General features: G+C 48.5%; 10 protein-coding genes and 2 pseudogenes. 4 read left to right on the top strand and 8 right to left on the bottom strand.

From position 1 onward, the window contains the following. The first annotated feature begins 80 nt into the window (after window positions 1-80). Window positions 81-2276, top strand: a complete 2196-nt coding sequence (locus DESTI_RS25205) for a hypothetical protein (protein ID WP_014812793.1) — start codon at window positions 81-83, stop codon at window positions 2274-2276. A 549-nt stretch (window positions 2277-2825) separates the two neighbouring features. On the opposite strand, the gene DESTI_RS25200 is transcribed toward DESTI_RS25205, so the two are convergent. Together DESTI_RS25200 and DESTI_RS25195 are read right to left on the bottom strand one after the other, a co-directional pair. Further along, a complete protein-coding gene (locus tag DESTI_RS25200) occupies window positions 2826-3101 on the bottom strand; it encodes a hypothetical protein (protein WP_014812792.1) in 276 nt (91 codons plus the stop codon). 185 nt (window positions 3102-3286) lie between these two features. Beyond that, window positions 3287-4273: a polysaccharide biosynthesis/export family protein gene (locus tag DESTI_RS25195; protein ID WP_014812791.1), complete on the bottom strand. Its 987-nt coding sequence runs from the start codon at window positions 4271-4273 to the stop codon at window positions 3287-3289. An 802-nt stretch (window positions 4274-5075) separates the two neighbouring features. Between DESTI_RS25195 and DESTI_RS25190 the strand changes: the two genes are divergently transcribed. Both DESTI_RS25190 and DESTI_RS25185 read left to right on the top strand, forming a co-directional pair. Continuing rightward, window positions 5076-5885 carry a porin family protein gene (locus tag DESTI_RS25190; protein WP_014812790.1) on the top strand — a complete coding sequence of 270 codons (810 nt, stop codon included), beginning with the start codon at window positions 5076-5078 and terminating at the stop codon, window positions 5883-5885. Between the two features lie 691 nt (window positions 5886-6576). After that, a pseudogene (locus DESTI_RS25185) lies at window positions 6577-7509 on the top strand (IS701 family transposase); the annotation flags it as partial. 14 nt (window positions 7510-7523) lie between these two features. Here the strand turns inward: DESTI_RS25185 and DESTI_RS25180 are convergent. Beyond that, window positions 7524-8741, bottom strand: a complete 1218-nt coding sequence (locus DESTI_RS25180; protein WP_237671475.1) for an IS4 family transposase — start codon at window positions 8739-8741, stop codon at window positions 7524-7526. 278 nt (window positions 8742-9019) lie between these two features. Between DESTI_RS25180 and DESTI_RS25170 the strand changes: the two are divergent. Further along, window positions 9020-9463: pseudogene (locus tag DESTI_RS25170) on the top strand (IS701 family transposase); the annotation flags it as partial. Window positions 9464-9498: 35 nt separating this feature from the next. Here DESTI_RS25170 and DESTI_RS25165 read toward each other — a convergent pair. The 5 genes from DESTI_RS25165 to DESTI_RS25145 form a co-directional block, all read right to left on the bottom strand. Beyond that, window positions 9499-10686 (bottom strand): DegT/DnrJ/EryC1/StrS family aminotransferase, encoded by a 1188-nt coding sequence (locus tag DESTI_RS25165; RefSeq protein ID WP_014812787.1) that lies wholly within the window; start codon window positions 10684-10686, stop codon window positions 9499-9501. A 436-nt stretch (window positions 10687-11122) separates the two neighbouring features. After that, complete coding sequence (locus DESTI_RS25160) at window positions 11123-12319, bottom strand: DegT/DnrJ/EryC1/StrS family aminotransferase (protein WP_041286481.1); 1197 nt, start codon at window positions 12317-12319, stop codon at window positions 11123-11125. 2 nt (window positions 12320-12321) lie between these two features. Further along, window positions 12322-13311, bottom strand: a complete 990-nt coding sequence (locus DESTI_RS25155) for an SDR family NAD(P)-dependent oxidoreductase (protein WP_041286480.1) — start codon at window positions 13309-13311, stop codon at window positions 12322-12324. Between the two features lie 41 nt (window positions 13312-13352). Next, window positions 13353-15863: a glycosyltransferase gene (locus DESTI_RS29470; RefSeq protein ID WP_014812784.1), complete on the bottom strand. Its 2511-nt coding sequence runs from the start codon at window positions 15861-15863 to the stop codon at window positions 13353-13355. Beyond that, window positions 15853-16635 (bottom strand): sugar phosphate nucleotidyltransferase, encoded by a 783-nt coding sequence (locus DESTI_RS25145; RefSeq protein WP_014812783.1) that lies wholly within the window; start codon window positions 16633-16635, stop codon window positions 15853-15855. The genes DESTI_RS29470 and DESTI_RS25145 overlap by 11 nt, the downstream gene beginning before the upstream one ends. Window positions 16636-17460: the final 825 nt, after the last annotated feature.

Raw genomic sequence — 17460 nt, 5'->3', positions numbered from 1 at the left:
TAATGCGGCCCACCGGATACAAAACTCATCACGACCGTCACGGACGAAGAAAGGGTTCCGCCAAGAGCATGAATTCTCCTATGACAGGTGCAGACAGCCGAGTCATTTGGGTGAGAAGAGCATCGCTGATCTGTGCCGTAGCCGTGACGTATCTCGTAGCTGTCGGGAATATCGGTCTCAATTCGGATTTGTTTCTCGGGTTCGCAGCAGGAAAACGCATTCTGAGCGAAGGCATGGCGGTCCCGTGCCATTGGTCGTTCACCAACTCGGCCGGTCTTTGGGTGGATCAGAATTGGCTGAGTCATCTTCTCTATTACATCGTTTACAGCCATTTCGAGGAATCCGGACCCGTACTGATCAAAGCTCTTTTGTTATTCTTCTGTTCGGCATTTCTCTATTACCGGTGCCGGAGGCTGGGTGCCGGCATTGACGTTGCTCTCTTCAGCTTGTTCGCCGGGCTCTTCGCAGCAAGTCCCTTCCTCACGATTAGAGCCGAAAATTTCGGGATATTTTATCTGCTGATCCTCGTCAGTCTGCTTTCCGATACCTTTTGGTCGGATCGCATACGGTTATACGGCGTACCTGTGGTCATAGGCATCTGGAGCAATTTCCACGGTTCATTTATGCTCGGTCTTGCTCTTGTGATTGCGAAAGCCTGTCTGGTAAGCTTGCGGGCCGGTTTAGGAATTCTGCCTTCTTCGTGTCTCAGAAGCCGAGAATCTCTTGTAGCGCAATGGTGGTTCGTCGCATTTGCAAGTATTGCCATGAGCGCTTTTTTCAATCCGTACGGAATCACTAATCTCGTGATGCCTTTTACTCAGGTGGGAACCGGCATAGTCACATCGAATTCAAGTGATTGGCTTTCACTCCTGAACTTCACTGATGCGGGCGTGAGAATTGTGGGCACCGGATCCCAGTTCCCCTATTTGAGTCTTCTGATGCTGGTCGTTTTCGCAATGCTTGTGGTGTGGACAGGCTTCAGAAAGGAACAGCGTGATTCGCAAACAGGTGAAACAGCTCATACGGAATCTAGAGTTTTCGACGAATCCCGAATTCATGCGGTCAATCGTGAATTCAGCATCCACAAGGAATTGGCGACAATCCCCTGCGATCTGATTATGGAAGCTATGGTGCTTCTGGTTTTACTCGTGCTCTCCTTGAAGCACAGGAGATTCATTCTTTTTGCTGCGATGGCTTTTGTCCCTGCAGTCTCTGTTCTCGTGACGCTTTCGATTCAAAGCTTGGCAATTACAGCCAAAGAAAGATTCGGAGACCTCACTGCCTCGAGGATATTCAGAACAGGCTCCATTACAGCAGTCGCCCTAGCGCTGATAAGTTCGTGTTGGCTTTTTGTTGTAACAGTTGTCTTACCGTATTCACCGCATAATCCGCTCAGACCACCTCGGTCTCTTCTCCGAGATTTCATGAGCTACGACACATTCTCGAGCAGACTGGTGTCGTTCATCGAAAAGAACCGATTAGAAGGGCGGACCCTGGCCGGATGGGAAATCTCGTCTTATCTCCTTTTTTATACGCCCAAACTTCAGCTTTTTATGGATACTCGGGATCAGTCCTTTTTCCCTCCTCAGATCATCAAAGATTATTTCATCATCATGGGGGTGGCTCAGGAATCACGTGAGGAACCGGAGGGACTTCTGGACAAGTATGGCGTATCTTACATTGTACTGACTACCTATCCATATGATTTTAACCTGGGAATGTCATTGCTCAAAACCGGTCGATGGGGATGTATTTTTAGTGATGATTATTCCCTGGTGCTCGTGCGCAGGACTGACATCCTATATCGCAGGGCGCTGGATTCCTCAGATTATGATGGCATTTGGTACCCCGACGAGGAAACGAGAATACGCAGCGAAGCAATGCAGTCACATTTTGAAGCCCAGCACGTTCCCCCCCGGTTGGGAGAAAAACTGAAGCAATTAGTGCATGCCAGACCCTGGCCCAATTATTACAGGCTGATCTGTTGGGCCTTCGACAATCCTCAATCCTGTCTGAAAAGAGAAACGGAAGAATACCTGAAAAGTGAAATACTGCGGCTAATGTCAAAAAATGCTCATTACCGACATGGGGCGGAAGAGATCACGACGAGCTTGATCGCACTGGCAGGGATTCTGGAAGAAAACGCTTATCTTTGCGGTCATCAGGAGGAACAGAAAAAAATGTCAGCCCTGAAAATCAGTTTTCAGCAAGAATATGATTCACTTAACCAGTTGTACAGAGGTTATCTGCAGTACTCTACCGGAACCAACAATTGAAGAATATTATCTCGAAATAAGGCGAATGCATGGTATCAAAGCATGCACATCAGTAAAACTCTATGATGCCTGACAATGTCAACCTTGAAAACAATAAATAGCTTCGCAAAAGTAGATCAGAGTATCTTACCATCATTGTATAAACATTATACCTTGTATTGATGCTGATTGTTAGTGTATCCGATCTGCCTGGCTTTCTTCGGAAGGTGAGTCCCGCTCGGACGAGACGAGATGATAGTACACAGATTCGAACGTCAAAACTGCCTCGGACAAAGCTATAATACCATTTCGCAGTTATGCACATAACATAGCGAAGGCTGGGGTGTCCTGAGGCGGAGTGATCAGACGGCTTTGCGTCGTCCGGAATGAAGGATACCTCCAGCCTCCCAGATTATGAGAAGAAAAGCGAATCGGTATAAGGAGCAATTTCAGCTAAGAATACATGACTTCAGCAGCACTCGTTCATCGAGGCAAGCCCGTCGCCATGCGGCTCCACGCAGCGGGAAGCGTCGCAGAAGGAGCGATTTGCGATCTTCAAAGTCTTTCTTGCTAAAAGATCCTTTGGACCTGAAGTTCCACGGAGCGGAGAAGGCGTTTGTACCAATCAGAGGGAAATTCGTGAACCACGTCACCATACCGTCCGCAGGTCGAACACCAGATACGGAACAACGGAGTCGGTTGGGTGCCAATGATTACGCTTTTGATTTCTACAACAGACCCCCCGCAATGATCGCAAATCCCATGCAACGGCCCCATGGAATTCATGAGTGCCCGGGAAGTCTCCTCAGGGACTCTTACCCCATTTAAGAAAACAGGTGGTATCATTTTACTTTCCGCCCGCTGCGATCATTTGGCCAAAGCACAGGACCGACATTATAGAGATGTGAATGACCGCAACTATTTGTAATATATTGTTGATTCATGCTTAATTTCGCGGCATATCGTTCACTGGAAGAACAAGGCCGTGTTCCCCCTGATCCTGAAGGAAAACGACTTCCGACTTTCAGTCCCTACTGGTTGATCAAGTTCCTCAAGGTCGCAAAGTCTGTTATCGTCAGAATATATTGTTCCATGAAAAGTCTCAGGTCAGCCACGTAAGTGTTCGGAACGAAAAGAACATCGTATGGTTTGACCATGATCGCTGACCCCATGTCCCCCACGTCAAGAATCTTCTTGAGATCCAGTCGTCTTCCAATAGGTTTCCCGTAAATATCCTTTGAAACGAGAATTACACTCGTGAGATCGGCAGTCCTGGAATTATGACCACCCGCAAGAGCTATTGCATGCAGGGCAGTTATCGGCTGGGTTATGTCGTATGCTCCGGGTCGGGTGACTTCTCCCATTACGTACACTTTTCGCGATTTCCCCTCTTGCAGAGAAACCGATGCAACCACATGCTGAAGCGGACCTCGCCTGTACAGGGTATTAACGGTTTTTTCGACTTCTCTTACCGTACTCCCGGCAGCCAATATTCTCTGTTCCAGAAGGGGTAGATCGATATTGCCGTCAGGATTAACGACTACTGTCAGTTGCTGCCCCCCAGTAAGCGTAGTCAGCGATTCTACAAGTCTCTTAACCTTTTGATAAAAACTGAGAACATGAACAGTCACAAGCTTATATTGCTTGAGCTGCCTGTCATCTTCTTTTCCAAAGATCTCCGTTTCCTGGTATTTCTCTGAGATGATTTTGGCGAGATGGTCCGGAGTCACCCCAGCGGCCTGGACTTCTCCGATACCCGGAAGAGTGATCATTCCGTCGGGCCTGATCACTGCTTTTCTGTTCAATGCAGGATCGAGAATAAATTCCACTTCGATTTCATCGAGGGTGTCAAGGGTATAGGTACCTCTGGGTATACTCCATTCCGTCTGAAAAAGAACTCGCAGATTGTCGCCCGGCCCCAAGCGATAATTCCTGCATGCGATATCGAAAGCCTGCGCCAAATCGTATGCTTGAGGGGTTTTCTGCGGTCCGGGTGATGGTCTGAAAGGCGAAGGCATGAGTCCTATGCATCCTGACAAGGTAATGCACAGGAGGAATATCAGTAGACAACTAGACTGCCATGTAAGCAGCTTGTATTTGTTCATCAACTTACCATACCCCAAGTATCTGCAATCGCACTTAAATAGAAACGGTATAGACCGTTTTCCCAGGCCAATTTAACTTTTATTCATCGCACCCGAACATTTAAAGGGGACATAGGTTACAATTCTACAAAATGCCAAGGGTTGTCAAGATTTTTTTTACCTTCTGCCGGCTCGGATTACGCCGGTGAAATTGAATGAGCTACCGCATGATATCGCCATTTCAAGCCGCAAAAAGATCTTCAAGAAAAACGGACTGGTTACGATTTTTCTTAAAGAATTTTTCAAATAAGGAGCAGAATTTCTGCTGACAGTGTGTCAGTCCTTATTTACGGGCCTTCTCGAAGCGTACGCGCATGAGACAGCGAATTAGGCAAACAAAACGCGTAACTTGAGTAAAAATTGAACTACCGAGCCGACGTAAGTTAGGTTCCCAGTGAAGTAACGGAACGTGAAAAACGAGAATAATACATTGGAATTCCAAGCAAAAAACTTGACGAACGACTTATCCGTAGTTGCCGCACTAGTGATATACCCCACGAAAAAAGAATCGAAGAGGTCTACTGCTTTTCATTGACTATGAACCTCTTCTCAGTTAATAATTAGGACCATTATCCCCAGGGAAAGGCGAGCCAAATTGTGTAGGTATTCTTTGTCCAAAATGGTTCTGGGTGTCGTTTGCGTGCTTTTTTTGTTGCAATCAGGGATAACTCCTTGCATGGCTCAGGTGTTTCCCGGGTTGGCTAATCCCTTTTCACCGGTTTTTTCGTTTCCTCCCCTGCAAGGCGAAGCGAAAGCGTCACTGATCTGGGTGCAACTCCTGAAGGGCAAGGAAACAATTCCCGCAGCATTCCAAACTTTTCAATTCCGAGATGACTGGGGAATGGAGCGGTCCGCGACATTTCTGGATGCAATGGTGAGACTGCAAGTGGGGCCGTTCTCTGCACGACTGAATTACGGAATGCGTTACTTCAAAGGCGGAGAAGGCTCAGCGGCGGCTCCACCTCTTCCGGGAGGAACAGTAGGACAAGCTGCATTCGATTATACAGGACTACGCATTGGTGGCGACTTTGACGTGTTTCGCTGGAGTTGTTCCAGGATAGGGATCGATATGGATTACGATCTGTACCGCCCTACTCTGAATGTGTCGGGAATAATCACCGGTCCGAGTGTGTGGAGAACGACCGAAGTCAGCGGTCCATCAGCGCTTACCCTGGGTTTTCATGTGGTGCTTTGTCCTACATATAATGCGTACGGTTTTTCACCCATTGCAGAAGGTCGAGCCAGGTGGTCCATAGCGGGAACCAATGTGACAGACTGGGAGATTGCAGGGGGAGTCAAGACAGTTGAAACCGTGCTCGGTGTTGTGGCGCTTCGATCGGGTTATCGAAGCACGACAATCCAGTTCAAGGATTGGACGACAGTCTTGACAGTCACAAATGGACAAATTACTGTGGGAACGCCTTGGCGTGCAGAAGTAGACGTTGCCATGGGCGGTTGGTTCGGCGAACTGGTATACTATTATTAAACCCGGTTTGCTTATCATCCCAGAGCGATACGAAGTCGCTTTCAGAAAATTCGTGGGGAATTTCGCATCCCAGAGAATATGATGCTTCAAGAACAGGAAGACCCTCCCATTGCGGAGGGTCTTTTCGCGTGTGCAGCATTTTTGGAGAATCGGGGGGGCATTTAGTATTAGGACCGTTGCCAAAAATTCTGACGTTTATCCCACGCTCCAGTGCAAGATATTAGTGGAGACCGGCGTCCCGAAAGTGTCTCAAAATCAAAATTTATCCCAAATCGTGGCACGAACTTCTCATGATCTTCACGGCCTGATTGTAGGGGCGCCCCTCGTGGGTGCCCGGTAGTGACCAGCCTCCGTGCCGGTCATTGCAGGAGGGCTGGCACGAGACCTGCCCCTACAAGGACGATGAATCGTGGCACGATTTTTGTGTATTCGAGAATTTTGAGACAGTCTCTCCCTTCCGGTCCATTCTATCGATATCATCGATCATGTTAAAAAATGTGCCGGCACGGAGGCCGGCACCCACTAACACTCCTGTCCTAAATCGGACATTAATTTTGGCGATTGCTATAGAGGCTATAGTTTCGCCCTTTTTGTATTCTGGACGGTTAGATGGTGAGATAATCCTTGAAAAAATAAGGCGTTCCGCACATACCCGGTTTTGTGTAAAGATTCTGGGAAGGAGGAACGCCAGTTGAAGAGATCTATACCAGATCCGTTCGGGATTGACGAGATTCATTTCAGAGCGTGTTTCAGCGCACCGAGTTTCCGTATCTTCGTTGCGCTGGTGGTCGGTTGGGTGCTCACTATGGGCAAGCACACTATCAGCCAGGTGATTCTGACCATGAGACTCCATGAATCCAAGCACTTCGCCAGCATCTACCGATTCCTCGGCAAGGGACGATGGGAGACTGACTTTGTCTCCTATTTCGTCTTCAGAATGTTGGTAGAAACGCTGATTGCAGAAGGGATCGAGATCCTTGTGGTGATTGACGACACCTTGAACAAGCACACTGGCAAGAAGATCTGTGGCGCGGGCTGGCAGCATGATGGTTCACTCCCAAAGCATACTAAGCAAAAGGGGTATGGAGTGTGCTTTGTCATCATAGGACTGGCGATTCGCCTTCCCGGCATCAGCGATCGCATGTTTTGTCTGCCATACGCTGCCCGCCTTTGGTGGCCGCCAAAGGCCAAGTTTAATCCCAAGAGCCTGCCCTACAAGACAAAACCCGAACTTGGATTGGATCTTATAAATCTGACTCATTCATGGCTCCAAGAGGGAGAAAGACTGAGAATTGTGTTCGACCTGGGATACTGCTGCGATACCATCCTCAAAGCACGACCCAAGAATGTGCACATTACAGGGAGGCTGAGAAAGGATGCAGCTTTGTTCGCTGTGCTGGAACCTGCTCCATTTACAGTGATGGGCAGACCTCGCAAGAGAGGCGCTCGACTGCCCTCCCTGGAAACGATGTTCCAGGACCCCAATCTGGGGTGGAATGAGATTAGGGTCTTCTGCTATGGAAAACAAACTAAGCTCCTGATACATCAGTTCACGGCGCTATGGTATCATAGCGCAGGGCAACAGCCTCTTTCGATCGTGTTGTGCCATGACCCGGCCGGCCACCCAATGCTGTTGACTTAAGCTGCGGGGACATTTTTGTACCTGCGGTAAAGCCATTTGTTTTTGCTTTGCTTGTTCACCCTTGGTTGGGGTGGTCGCTGACTGTTTGGTCGATAGTATTTGACACGATAGATTTCTTTGAGAATATCCTGAAAGATTTCGATGGCTCTTTCAGGATCGTCTGCGGCGAGCACGGCGGCTTCAGACGCGAGCGTCATGACCGCATTCTTGAACTGAGGTTCTCCGAGCTCTCCACCGAGTAACTGGGTGGAAATGGCCATGAGAGTTCTTGAGATCACAGCCATGATCGCAGCTGCAAAGAGTTCTTGCAGGACGCTGTTGCAGGTTTTGCCATGAAATTTTTCGATTTCGAGCCCAATCTTTTCATCCCGGAAATAGCTCTCGATTTCCCATCGCCTGAAATAGAGGTCAGTGATCTCCTGTCTCGGAAACTCCACCTTGTCGTAAAGATTCGTCAGGAGAACCGAGAGGGTTCCGTCAGGATTGGACAGTCTGATGACTCTCACTCTGATGGGCTTGGCGGCCTTTCGTTGTTCAGCCGTCACCTGGCTGAGATAGTTCGATGTCGGAGGAATCACGATTTCGGCTTCGCTCTTCCCGCTCCGAATGAATTCCTTTACTGTGGCGAAGGTGGACGTTGCGGGGCAACGTATCACGAAATAGCCTTTGAACTTGTCCAAAAGGTAGCTGAGAAATTCATATCCTGGGTAACCTCGATCCAGGAGCAAGACACTTCCCTCAGGCACGAGGGGCAGGAGATGTTTGGCTTGGTCCCGCTCCGAAGAATTCACCGGGACCACAGTTCTTGCGATGGGCAGACGTCTGAAGACGTCATAGAGCGTGCATACAAGACACTGAGGATAATGTCCTTTGCCCGCTTGCCCAAGTCCGCTCTCAGGATCAAACTCGGCCCTGAGCTCATCGGCGGCTGGAAGCGTATAGTCGGAGCCATCTATCGCATGAGTGGACATACCATGCCACTCGTCCTTCGGGCTCTTAGGCCAACACTCATAAGCCAGACCAACCGCATCATCGAGTATTTGCCGAAAGATCCTCCAATCCACCTTTTTGCGCGCCTTGGTGAGCGCGCTTCGATGGATCGCCTCGGCGTCAGGCCAAAGGCCAAGAATTCTGGCATGTCGAAAGAATTCACCGGATTTCATGTCCACTCCTTTACCCTTTCCACTGGCGGCAATGGACAAGATGAAGGTGATAAGCTTTCCAAAGGCGAGTTTTCTGTTTCGAGTAAAGTCCTGAGGCGAGCGTTTCTTGGAAGGGTCGATTTGTCCGGGAATAATGTGAAGAAATTTTTCAGCGTACGCGCTAAGTTGGCATGGTTCTTCAAAGCATAATGCGTGCCATAATAAAATCCTTTCAGCAGCTTGTTTTGAAAGAATTTATCGCGCGTAACTACCCGCATGTCAACACAATTCCTTCTGAATTCTCGGAGGTTAAACGTGAAAAATCAAGAACCCTTTCCTTAATTCAACAGCATTGCGCCGGCCACCATGCCAATATGGTGTTTTTCGATACGGACCCTCAGGCTGCACCACAGCAGATTATCGAGCGCTACGCTGCACGCTTTAGCATTGAGATGACCAATCGAGAGACCAAGAACCTCCTGGGTGCGGCTGAACCTCAGTGTCGGAAAGAGACCTCGGTAACCCGTGCCCCTATGTTTGCTTACTGGGCCTACTGCTTTGTAGTGCTTTGGTTCGTTGGGCAATTCGTCACTGCAAAGAACCTCGTTGCCGACCCGGCTCCCTGGTACTGCCGGAAAAAGTCGTTCACCTTTTCAGACATGCTGGCAGCAGCTCGAAGGAGTCATTTCTCGCTGAGAATTTATTCGAAAGCCAGCCGAATCAATAAGTTCGAAAAACTCAACGGCCCGCGCTCCACGCGCGGACTCGACCATGCAAGAATCGCGAAACTATAGATAGAGGATCTCCAATGCACAAGCCGATGGGCAGTTCACACAGAACGCTGTATACCTTGCGAAAACTCCGGCTGGGGCATCAACTCGAGTCTGCTCATGCGAGCACTGCTGAAATAAGGGCTGTGATCGTAACATTCTTCTACTGCTTCGATAATTCTGTATACGTCATCTTCATGAAGTTCATGGTGTACGGGAAGAGCGAGTATTCCTCGAGAGATCTGTTCGGTATTGGGCAACGAAGTTCGTCCGTAGAGCTGTTCGAATACCGGCTGAGAGTGAATTCCCCGCGGATAATGGATGCTGCTTGCTATCCCTCTCTCCTTGAGATGCTCGGCCAAGGTATCTCTATCGCACCCGAATTTATCTGCATCCACGTACACACAATATTGACGCCAGGCATGAAGTGAATTCGGTGTGACATGCTGTGAGCGTATTCCGGGAATAGCGGCAATTCCTATTTCGAGATGATGCGCATTCTTGCGACGAATTTCCAGCATTCGATCGAGGTGCCGAAGCTGTTCTCTGCCAATGGCTGCTTCGATATCAGTCATCCGGTAGTCCATACCCAACATCGTGTGATAGTCTTTTCGCGTCTCACCATGGGATCTCAAATATTTCATCTTCTCGTGGAGTTCGGCATGGGGTGTACATGTCATGCCACCCTCTCCTACGAATGTGTTTTTGGATGGATAGAAGGAATAACAGACAAAATCGGGAAATCCCCCGATGTCCTGCGCTTTATGCATTGTTCCGTGGGCCTGTGCGGCGTCCCATACAATCTTGAGATGATGTTTGTCGGCAAAATTGCTGACATCCTCTGTGTTACAGGCGTTTCCAAACAGATGTACAGGAGCGATTGCCCGGGTTCTGTGTGTAATCCGCTGTTCCGCATCGTTTAGATCAATGAGAAATGTTTTGGGGTCTATGTCGCACAGCACCGGCTTCGCCTGGGTCATACTGATCATTGCGGCCGACGCAATGAAGGCGAAAGACGGCACGAGCACCTCATCACCGGGCTTGAGAAAAGCCATATAGGCGAGATGAAGAGCTGCAGATCCATTTGAAGAAGCTACGGCATATTTCGCACCCACTTTTTCTGCAAACTCTATCTCAAAGGCTTCACATTCCTTTCCCTGACGGAATGCTCCGGACCGCAATACTCGTAATGCTGCTTCAATTTCAGAATCGTCGAGCTTCGTTGCGCTCATTTCAATCTGTTTCATTCCTGGGCTCTCCCGTAATATTTCGTATTATTTCAGATGAACATAGCGGCCGTAACCGATCCCAGTTCGCAGTCAAAGAAAGTAAGTCGGCGAAGACATTCCTGTAAGAAGTTCCTCTCCATAATCCTTTACTTGGCTGCAAAGGGTATGAATCGTGATCGCCACGCGATTGCCCATGACCTCCTGATTCGCCCTATTTGTCAGTCTTCATGTTCGTCGATGCCAAGGCGAGCTGTTTGTCGCAACAACAGTCGCCGTGCATCTTGAAAATTGCGAAGGAATTCTGGCGGCAGGAGTACATGGAACGGCAATGGAGTGTTCTAACTGCAGTCATAATTCATGTATTTTCGAATTTACTCAGCAGCAATTGAGTCGCCGCGCTCTGTTACATCTCCGAATTTCTGTGTATCACGCTCATAATGTGAATATACTGTTTCTAGGCACCACTCGGCGTCAACATAGCACTTGTATATTGATCCATGGATCTGCGGGCAGCCGACAGGCTCAATTTGAGTTTTTCAATCACGAGTTCCATCTGATAGTCGGTCATACCAGGGAAAAGTGGAAGCGTGATTTCCCGTTCCGCGATCAATTCCGTGAACCGCAAGTCTTTTCGCGGAGCCCTATCAGAAGATGAGAAAACCGAAAAACGGTGTACCGGCGGATAATGGATGCTGGTTTGAATTCCGGAATTTCTCATGGAAGCCATGACCAGAGGTCGGATATCCTTGTCCTCGAGAAATATCGGGAAGATGTGACAGGATGAGGACTCGATCAAGTTGTCGGAAAACGGTACGAATACCCCGTCAATATCCGATATAAGCTGCCTCATTTTTCTGGTGATCCATTTACGTTTCTCATTGTTCTCTTCCAATTTGGCCAATTGGACCCGTCCTATTGCAGCCCGTATCTCATCCATTCGATAATTGAACCCGGTTTCTACGACATCGTACGAAAAGCTATGCCCTTTGTGACGATCCCACGTGAGCGTAGTCATACCATGCGATCTGAGCAGCCGCACTCTCCGCGCAATTTCCGGATTGTCGGTGACAACCATTCCCCCTTCTGCTGTGGTCATGTTCTTGTTGGAGAAGAAGCTGAAACAGCCTACGTCTCCCCATGTGCCGAGTTTCCTGTCCTGATAAACAGCCCCGGGAGCATGTGCAGCATCCTCGATTATTTTTAAATTGTAAGTAGCCGCGAGTTCGCGCAATTGATCCATCATGCAGGGAAATCCGCCGTAATGAACCGCTATGATGGCTCTAGTTTTGGACGACAGCTTTTTTTCAATTGATGCGAGAGACAGATTCCAGTCAGAGAGATCTCCAACGTCTGCGAATACCGGGACTGCTCCCTGGTAGATGACGGCATTTGCTGTAGCCACAAACGTCAGAGACGGCAGTATCACTTCGTCGCCTGCTCCGATCTCGGCAGCGGCAAGTGCCAGGTGCAGGGCAGTGGTTCCGGAGGACACTGCCACAGCAAAATCTACTCTCAGATAGTCTGCAAATTCATATTCGAATTGTTCGATTTCAGGCCCCATGGAGATCCAGCCGGATTCCATGACACGGTTCACAGCGGTTCGTTCTTCGGGGCCCAAGGTAATGTCCGACAAAGCAACTTTCCAGTCCATGTTCACACCACAAAATGATCGGTTTTGTATCTGTTCGAATTGGATTTCACAAACGAGACGACTTCATCCAAACCTTGATCCAGCGTATAACCGGGTTCCCATCCCAAGAATGCTCTGGCTCGCGTGTTATCGCAGATCAAAGCCATTACCTCGCTCTTAGGCGGTCTCAAACGACTTTCCTCAGGCAATATCTGCTTCATTAGATCCATTCTCGACATGATGCGCTGAAGGAGATCCCCCATAGAGATCTTCTTTCCGGTCCCGACGTTGATCGTCATTCCTTCAATTCCGGGCACCAGTGCAGCAGCTATGAATCCGGCAACCGTATCTTTCACAAAGGTATAGTCTCTTTGAGGAGCCAGGTATCCGCACTTGATCACCGACTCGCTCAACAGTTGCGACACCATTGCAGGAATAAAAGCTCTGGAAGATTGTCTGGGACCGTAGCAATTAAAAGGTCGGATGGTAACTACAGGAAGATTGAATGAAAGATAGTAGCTTTCCGCTATTTTGTCTGCTGCAATCTTACTTGCGGAATAGGGTGATTGGCCCTGAAGAGGATGGTGCTCATCTATAGGGATGTACATCGCGGTACCGTACACTTCGCTTGTAGACGTATGAATCACCCTCTCTACGGATTCTTGTCTGCACGCCTGCATCACATTAAGTGTTCCCACTACATTCGTATCAACGTAGCTCTTGGGAGCATGATAAGAGTACGGTATCCCGATGAGAGCAGCCAGATGGAAGACGATGTCGCACCCCGAAACGGCCTTGGTGACTGAATCGATATCGCGAATGTCCCCGGATACAATCTCGAGTCGATTGTAGAGTTCACGGGGCAAGCCTTCGAGCAATCCGTGGGATTCACTTGAATTATACCTCACCATAGCCCTGACGCGAGCCTCGGATTTCACCAGTTCCTCACACAGGTGGGACCCTATGAAACCGCCCGCCCCTGTCACGAGAACTTTTTTGTCGGAAATTTTCATAATTGTATGATCCGAACCTCCCCTATTAAGTATCCGGTCTTTCATTGTGAAGTGTGCTCTATCGCTTTCGCATTTTGAATCAGCCTATTGCGATCGGATAAGAGGCTTCCGTTTCCTGATTGCAGAAGATGCCCATGATTAGAGTCCAGGACAGAAAAGAAACGTTTCAGCATGAGCTTGTCGGCAGGATTCAAGAAGCTCTGACTTATCTTGAAAAGGCGATTTCCTTCGCCAGGATCGGGCAACTCCGGCCTGGAGTGGATTGAGATGCCGGGCACGCCGGAATCTGCATATGCGGAACTGAATTCAACATCACTCGTTTGACTTTCGGATTCCCAGTCAAATTGCGTGTTACGCATCTTGACCCCGTTCTCCTGATACATGGAGTAGAATTCAAGGAGCCTGTCTAGGCGGATGGGAGAGCTGGCAGCTTCTATGAAGGTTTCTCCCTTGTTCTGAAGCACCATACTATTCAGTGCAGTTCGAGCCGCATATCTCGATGACGAAAACCTCATGGGACTGCGTGGAATGAAAGATGGGATATCGTGAATCTTGCGATCGTAATACTTTCTGACGATTTCTACTTCGTTCTCCAAAATGTTCGACAATCGCATAATCCCATATTTCGTGCTGCCGTTTCTCATGCCTGTGGAGATCCTCAGGTAGTGTTCGCCCAGGAGATGCATAGTCCGCTCTCCATCACAGAAACAATCCTTCAAGTAAGGAGACAGGAGACAAAATCCATGGCAATCGAGACGTCCGGCCATATCCACGAATTTTGCCGTTTCCAGAAACTCGGTGAGAAATAGGACAGGCTCGTTCAGAGGTAAGGCCGCAGGAGTATTGGGACGGTTGTAGATAATCCAGTTCACATTGAAGCACTTAAAGACGCTCTCGATTTCTTCATGAAAGCCGAAAGGATAAAAGTAGCTGTGGAACGGAATTTGGTTCGTGTTGATATATTCGAATGTGTCGTTGATTCTCGTGAGTCTGTGGCAAGAATCCTCCAGTACCACCAGTTGCTCGATATCCAACCTGAGGAGTTCTCGACAAATATGCTCCCCCAAATGGTCCCCGGCACCCACAACGGCCACTGTCGTTCCAGCGAACTTTTCTTGGAGATTTTTCACATCCAGAGAGACTTCCGGTATTCCCAGAAGATCGGTAAATCGGATACCTCTGAAATATCTTCGAACGGAAGCGTGAGACCTGGGAATTGACGGAATGGATGAGACTATCAGCACATTACTTAAACCTGCCTCCTGACAACGCTGACGAACCTGATTCAATGCATCGGTATTTGCCGAGGCGAACGCTATGACAACCTGATCTATTTCGTAGAGCGTTTTCAGGAAAGAGAGGTCATGCCCTGTTCCGATAATTTTTACTCCGTAAATGGAGCGATTCCTCATTGCCGGATCGTCATCCACGAACCCGAATATCTTCACTCCAGGTTCGAATTTCAGGCGCTGCAGAGTCTCTGACCCCAGCCGACCTGCTCCGTAGATTATTACGTTTCGCTCCGGACCTCCTGGCTGCCGCTGCATTTCGGTTTTCTCAAGCGCAATTCGGTGCATGATGCGAGATGCCCCGAGCAATACCGACAGGACGAATGGATAGAAAATCAGCACGGCCCTGGATAAACCATTCCCGCTGAAGAGGAAAACATTCGCTACCGTCAAAATAATGCTGGAGAGTAGTGAACATTTCGCAAGTAGCAACAGGTCGGTTACGGAGAAAAAGCGAGGACTCCTGGTGTAGAGTCCCATCAAAGGAAACAAGACGAGATTGATCACTACAACCATGCCCAGAGCAGGAAGACTGTTCTCATAATGGAGAGCCAAGGTTTCGAATCGCACAGCGTGAGCGATCATGAACGCAAGGATCGAAAAACCGAGATCGGCCAACAACTGAATTCCCAGTTCTCGATACTGGAACAACCTGGAGACAATGCCTCCCTCGAAGAGCGTTGCCAATAGCGCTTTAGTAAGAAGTGCTATGTCGCTCCATACGGTTTGACGAGCAATGTACTGGATGTCTCGATCCAGTTTGTCCGGAAGTATGTGTTCCAGGTAGTAGGTTTCTCTATCGGCTCCCGGTGGAAAGAGATCTTCCTCATTGCGATGGAGCACCTGATTGATGCCTGCTACTCCGGGTCTGACTGAAAGAGCCACATCCCACTTGTCTCTATAATGACTTACAAATTTGGGATCTTCCGGCCGAGGGCCGACCAGGCTCATGTCACCCAGCAGAACGTTGAAGAGCTGCGGCAGTTCATTTAACTTGGTCCGGCGGAGAAGAGTTCCGAACGGAGTCACTCTTACGTCTCTTTCGCCGCACAGTTTCAAGTCAATGGTATCCGCATTGTCAACCATAGTCCTGAATTTCAGCATCCCAAAATGTTTGCCGTACCTGCCGACGCGAATGCAGCGATAGAGAACAGGACCTTTCGATTCCATTTTGATCAAGATCGCGATCAGAAGCATCAATGGTGATGCAATGAAAATACCTATCGATGCTACAACTATATCGAAGAAGCGTTTAAGCTTCATACGGCTGCTCCTCTCGATACGTGCTTGCCGGAACGTACAGGTCAGGGTTACTCCGATGCCCATTGGGAGAAAGGAAGGGAATAGCATCTTTCAAGGCATCTATTCGTTCCTGGACGTACTGGAAATCTTCAACTCTACCAAGATCGAACCATATGCCGTCGAAGGGATAACACATGACGGGTCTTTCATTGTGGATAAGCATTTTCACCAGCTCGGGAAAGTCGAGATATACTCCCGGATGTATGTAATTGATAATTTCCCGTTGAAAAATGTAAATGCCGGTGCTCACCTCATAGTCTATGGTCGGTTTCTCTTCGTATTTCAGAAGACGGTAATCTTTCCGGTGAAGCACGCCGTAATCGATGTGAACCTTGCGTCTGTGCACCGCTATTGTCGCCACAGCCTGCCGTTCTCGATGAAACTGGAGCATGTCTTTGAAATCCAAGTCACTGAGGATATCTCCATTCATGACGAGAAAAGTGTCATCGAGGTCCGGGATGAGGGATAATGGCCCGCTGGTTCCAAGGGGTACGTCTTCCAGAGAATAGTCTATCTTGACGTCAAGATGGTTTCCGTTACCCAGGACAGCCTTAACCAGATGAGCCAAATGCCCCAGAGCAAGTGTTATGTGATCAAAACCATTATGTTTGAGTTGTCGAATCACGATCTCCACAATCGATTGCTGATTTACCGGCATTAAAGGTTTGGGCAAAATGGTCGTATACGGGAGAAGTCGTGTCCCTTTGCCACCTGCGAGAATTATTGCTCTCATTGAAAATCCCTCGCTCTGTTCCTTTGACATTAAAGAATGCGTCGCTCTTGCGTAATTCCTCTAATTCATCAATTTCAGATTACTTTTCCCATGTCGTATTAACCTGTAAGTAGCATTTTTTGTTCAGCATAATGTTCACAGCCGACATCCTTACGTAATGACAGCAACACTCCCGCACGGGTGTTCCCGGATTCACGGTTGCTCAGCCCCGATTGCAGGTCTCGAACAGGTTCAGGGAGAAAAACGTTCCTCGTGTCGCAACAACAACGGCCGATGCCCAGTTACCGAATCGGAGCCGTTCGAACCGTTATTTCCTTCATGTAAGATATTGGTTTCCCCCCCTGAATACATGCTTAGGTTTTCTTTCGTGTTATTAATAGCTGTTTCAGCCCCTCAATAAATATGAATAGATCTTAGAATAGTGAGCGTCTCGCCTCTCAAACGAGAAAACTCACAGAACCATTTCACTAACCACGTTAACTCTATTTCGAGCTCATCACATGGTAATTACATGGCAGGACTCTTGTATCGCAGAGTCCTCTCTCCTCTGTGCAAAAAGTTTGGCTGTGCCAACCAAAATTCACCTTGTATCAATTAATCCTCGGACTCAACAGCTCGCGTCGGGTCCCCGGAAGCCTTTTCTCTACGCATTCAACCGGAAGCAGTTACTGTTTCCCGGCTTGATTCCTAAGTATTAGTGCTCGCTCTATGACTCTGTTCCCCACCACAGAAATTTATCGTTACCAATTTTTGTAACTTGTCGAGCATTCTGATCCTCTATCAAGATAGCTCATTGTTTATGCAGATCTAATGCCAATTCGATCT

The organism is Desulfomonile tiedjei DSM 6799 (assembly GCF_000266945.1).
In the GTDB taxonomy this organism is placed as follows: domain Bacteria; phylum Desulfobacterota; class Desulfomonilia; order Desulfomonilales; family Desulfomonilaceae; genus Desulfomonile; species Desulfomonile tiedjei.
The sequence above is the reverse complement of the archived record's forward strand: the minus strand, read 5'-3'. Positions and strand labels throughout refer to the sequence as shown.

Excerpts from the sequence above, each read along its gene's own strand:
- DESTI_RS25155 (WP_041286480.1), bottom strand. The coding sequence starts at position 13,311 with ATGAAAATTTCCGACAAAAAAGTTCTCGTGACAGGGGCGGGCGGTTTC.
- DESTI_RS25195 (WP_014812791.1), bottom strand. The coding sequence starts at position 4,273 with ATGCCTTCGCCTTTCAGACCATCACCCGGACCGCAGAAAACCCCTCAA.
- DESTI_RS25165 (WP_014812787.1), bottom strand. The coding sequence starts at position 10,686 with ATGAAACAGATTGAAATGAGCGCAACGAAGCTCGACGATTCTGAAATT.
- DESTI_RS25200 (WP_014812792.1), bottom strand. The coding sequence starts at position 3,101 with ATGATACCACCTGTTTTCTTAAATGGGGTAAGAGTCCCTGAGGAGACT.
- DESTI_RS25190 (WP_014812790.1), top strand. The coding sequence starts at position 5,076 with ATGGCTCAGGTGTTTCCCGGGTTGGCTAATCCCTTTTCACCGGTTTTT.
- DESTI_RS25145 (WP_014812783.1), bottom strand. The coding sequence starts at position 16,635 with ATGAGAGCAATAATTCTCGCAGGTGGCAAAGGGACACGACTTCTCCCG.
- DESTI_RS25160 (WP_041286481.1), bottom strand. The coding sequence starts at position 12,319 with ATGGACTGGAAAGTTGCTTTGTCGGACATTACCTTGGGCCCCGAAGAA.
- DESTI_RS29470 (WP_014812784.1), bottom strand. The coding sequence starts at position 15,863 with ATGAAGCTTAAACGCTTCTTCGATATAGTTGTAGCATCGATAGGTATT.
- DESTI_RS25205 (WP_014812793.1), top strand. The coding sequence starts at position 81 with ATGACAGGTGCAGACAGCCGAGTCATTTGGGTGAGAAGAGCATCGCTG.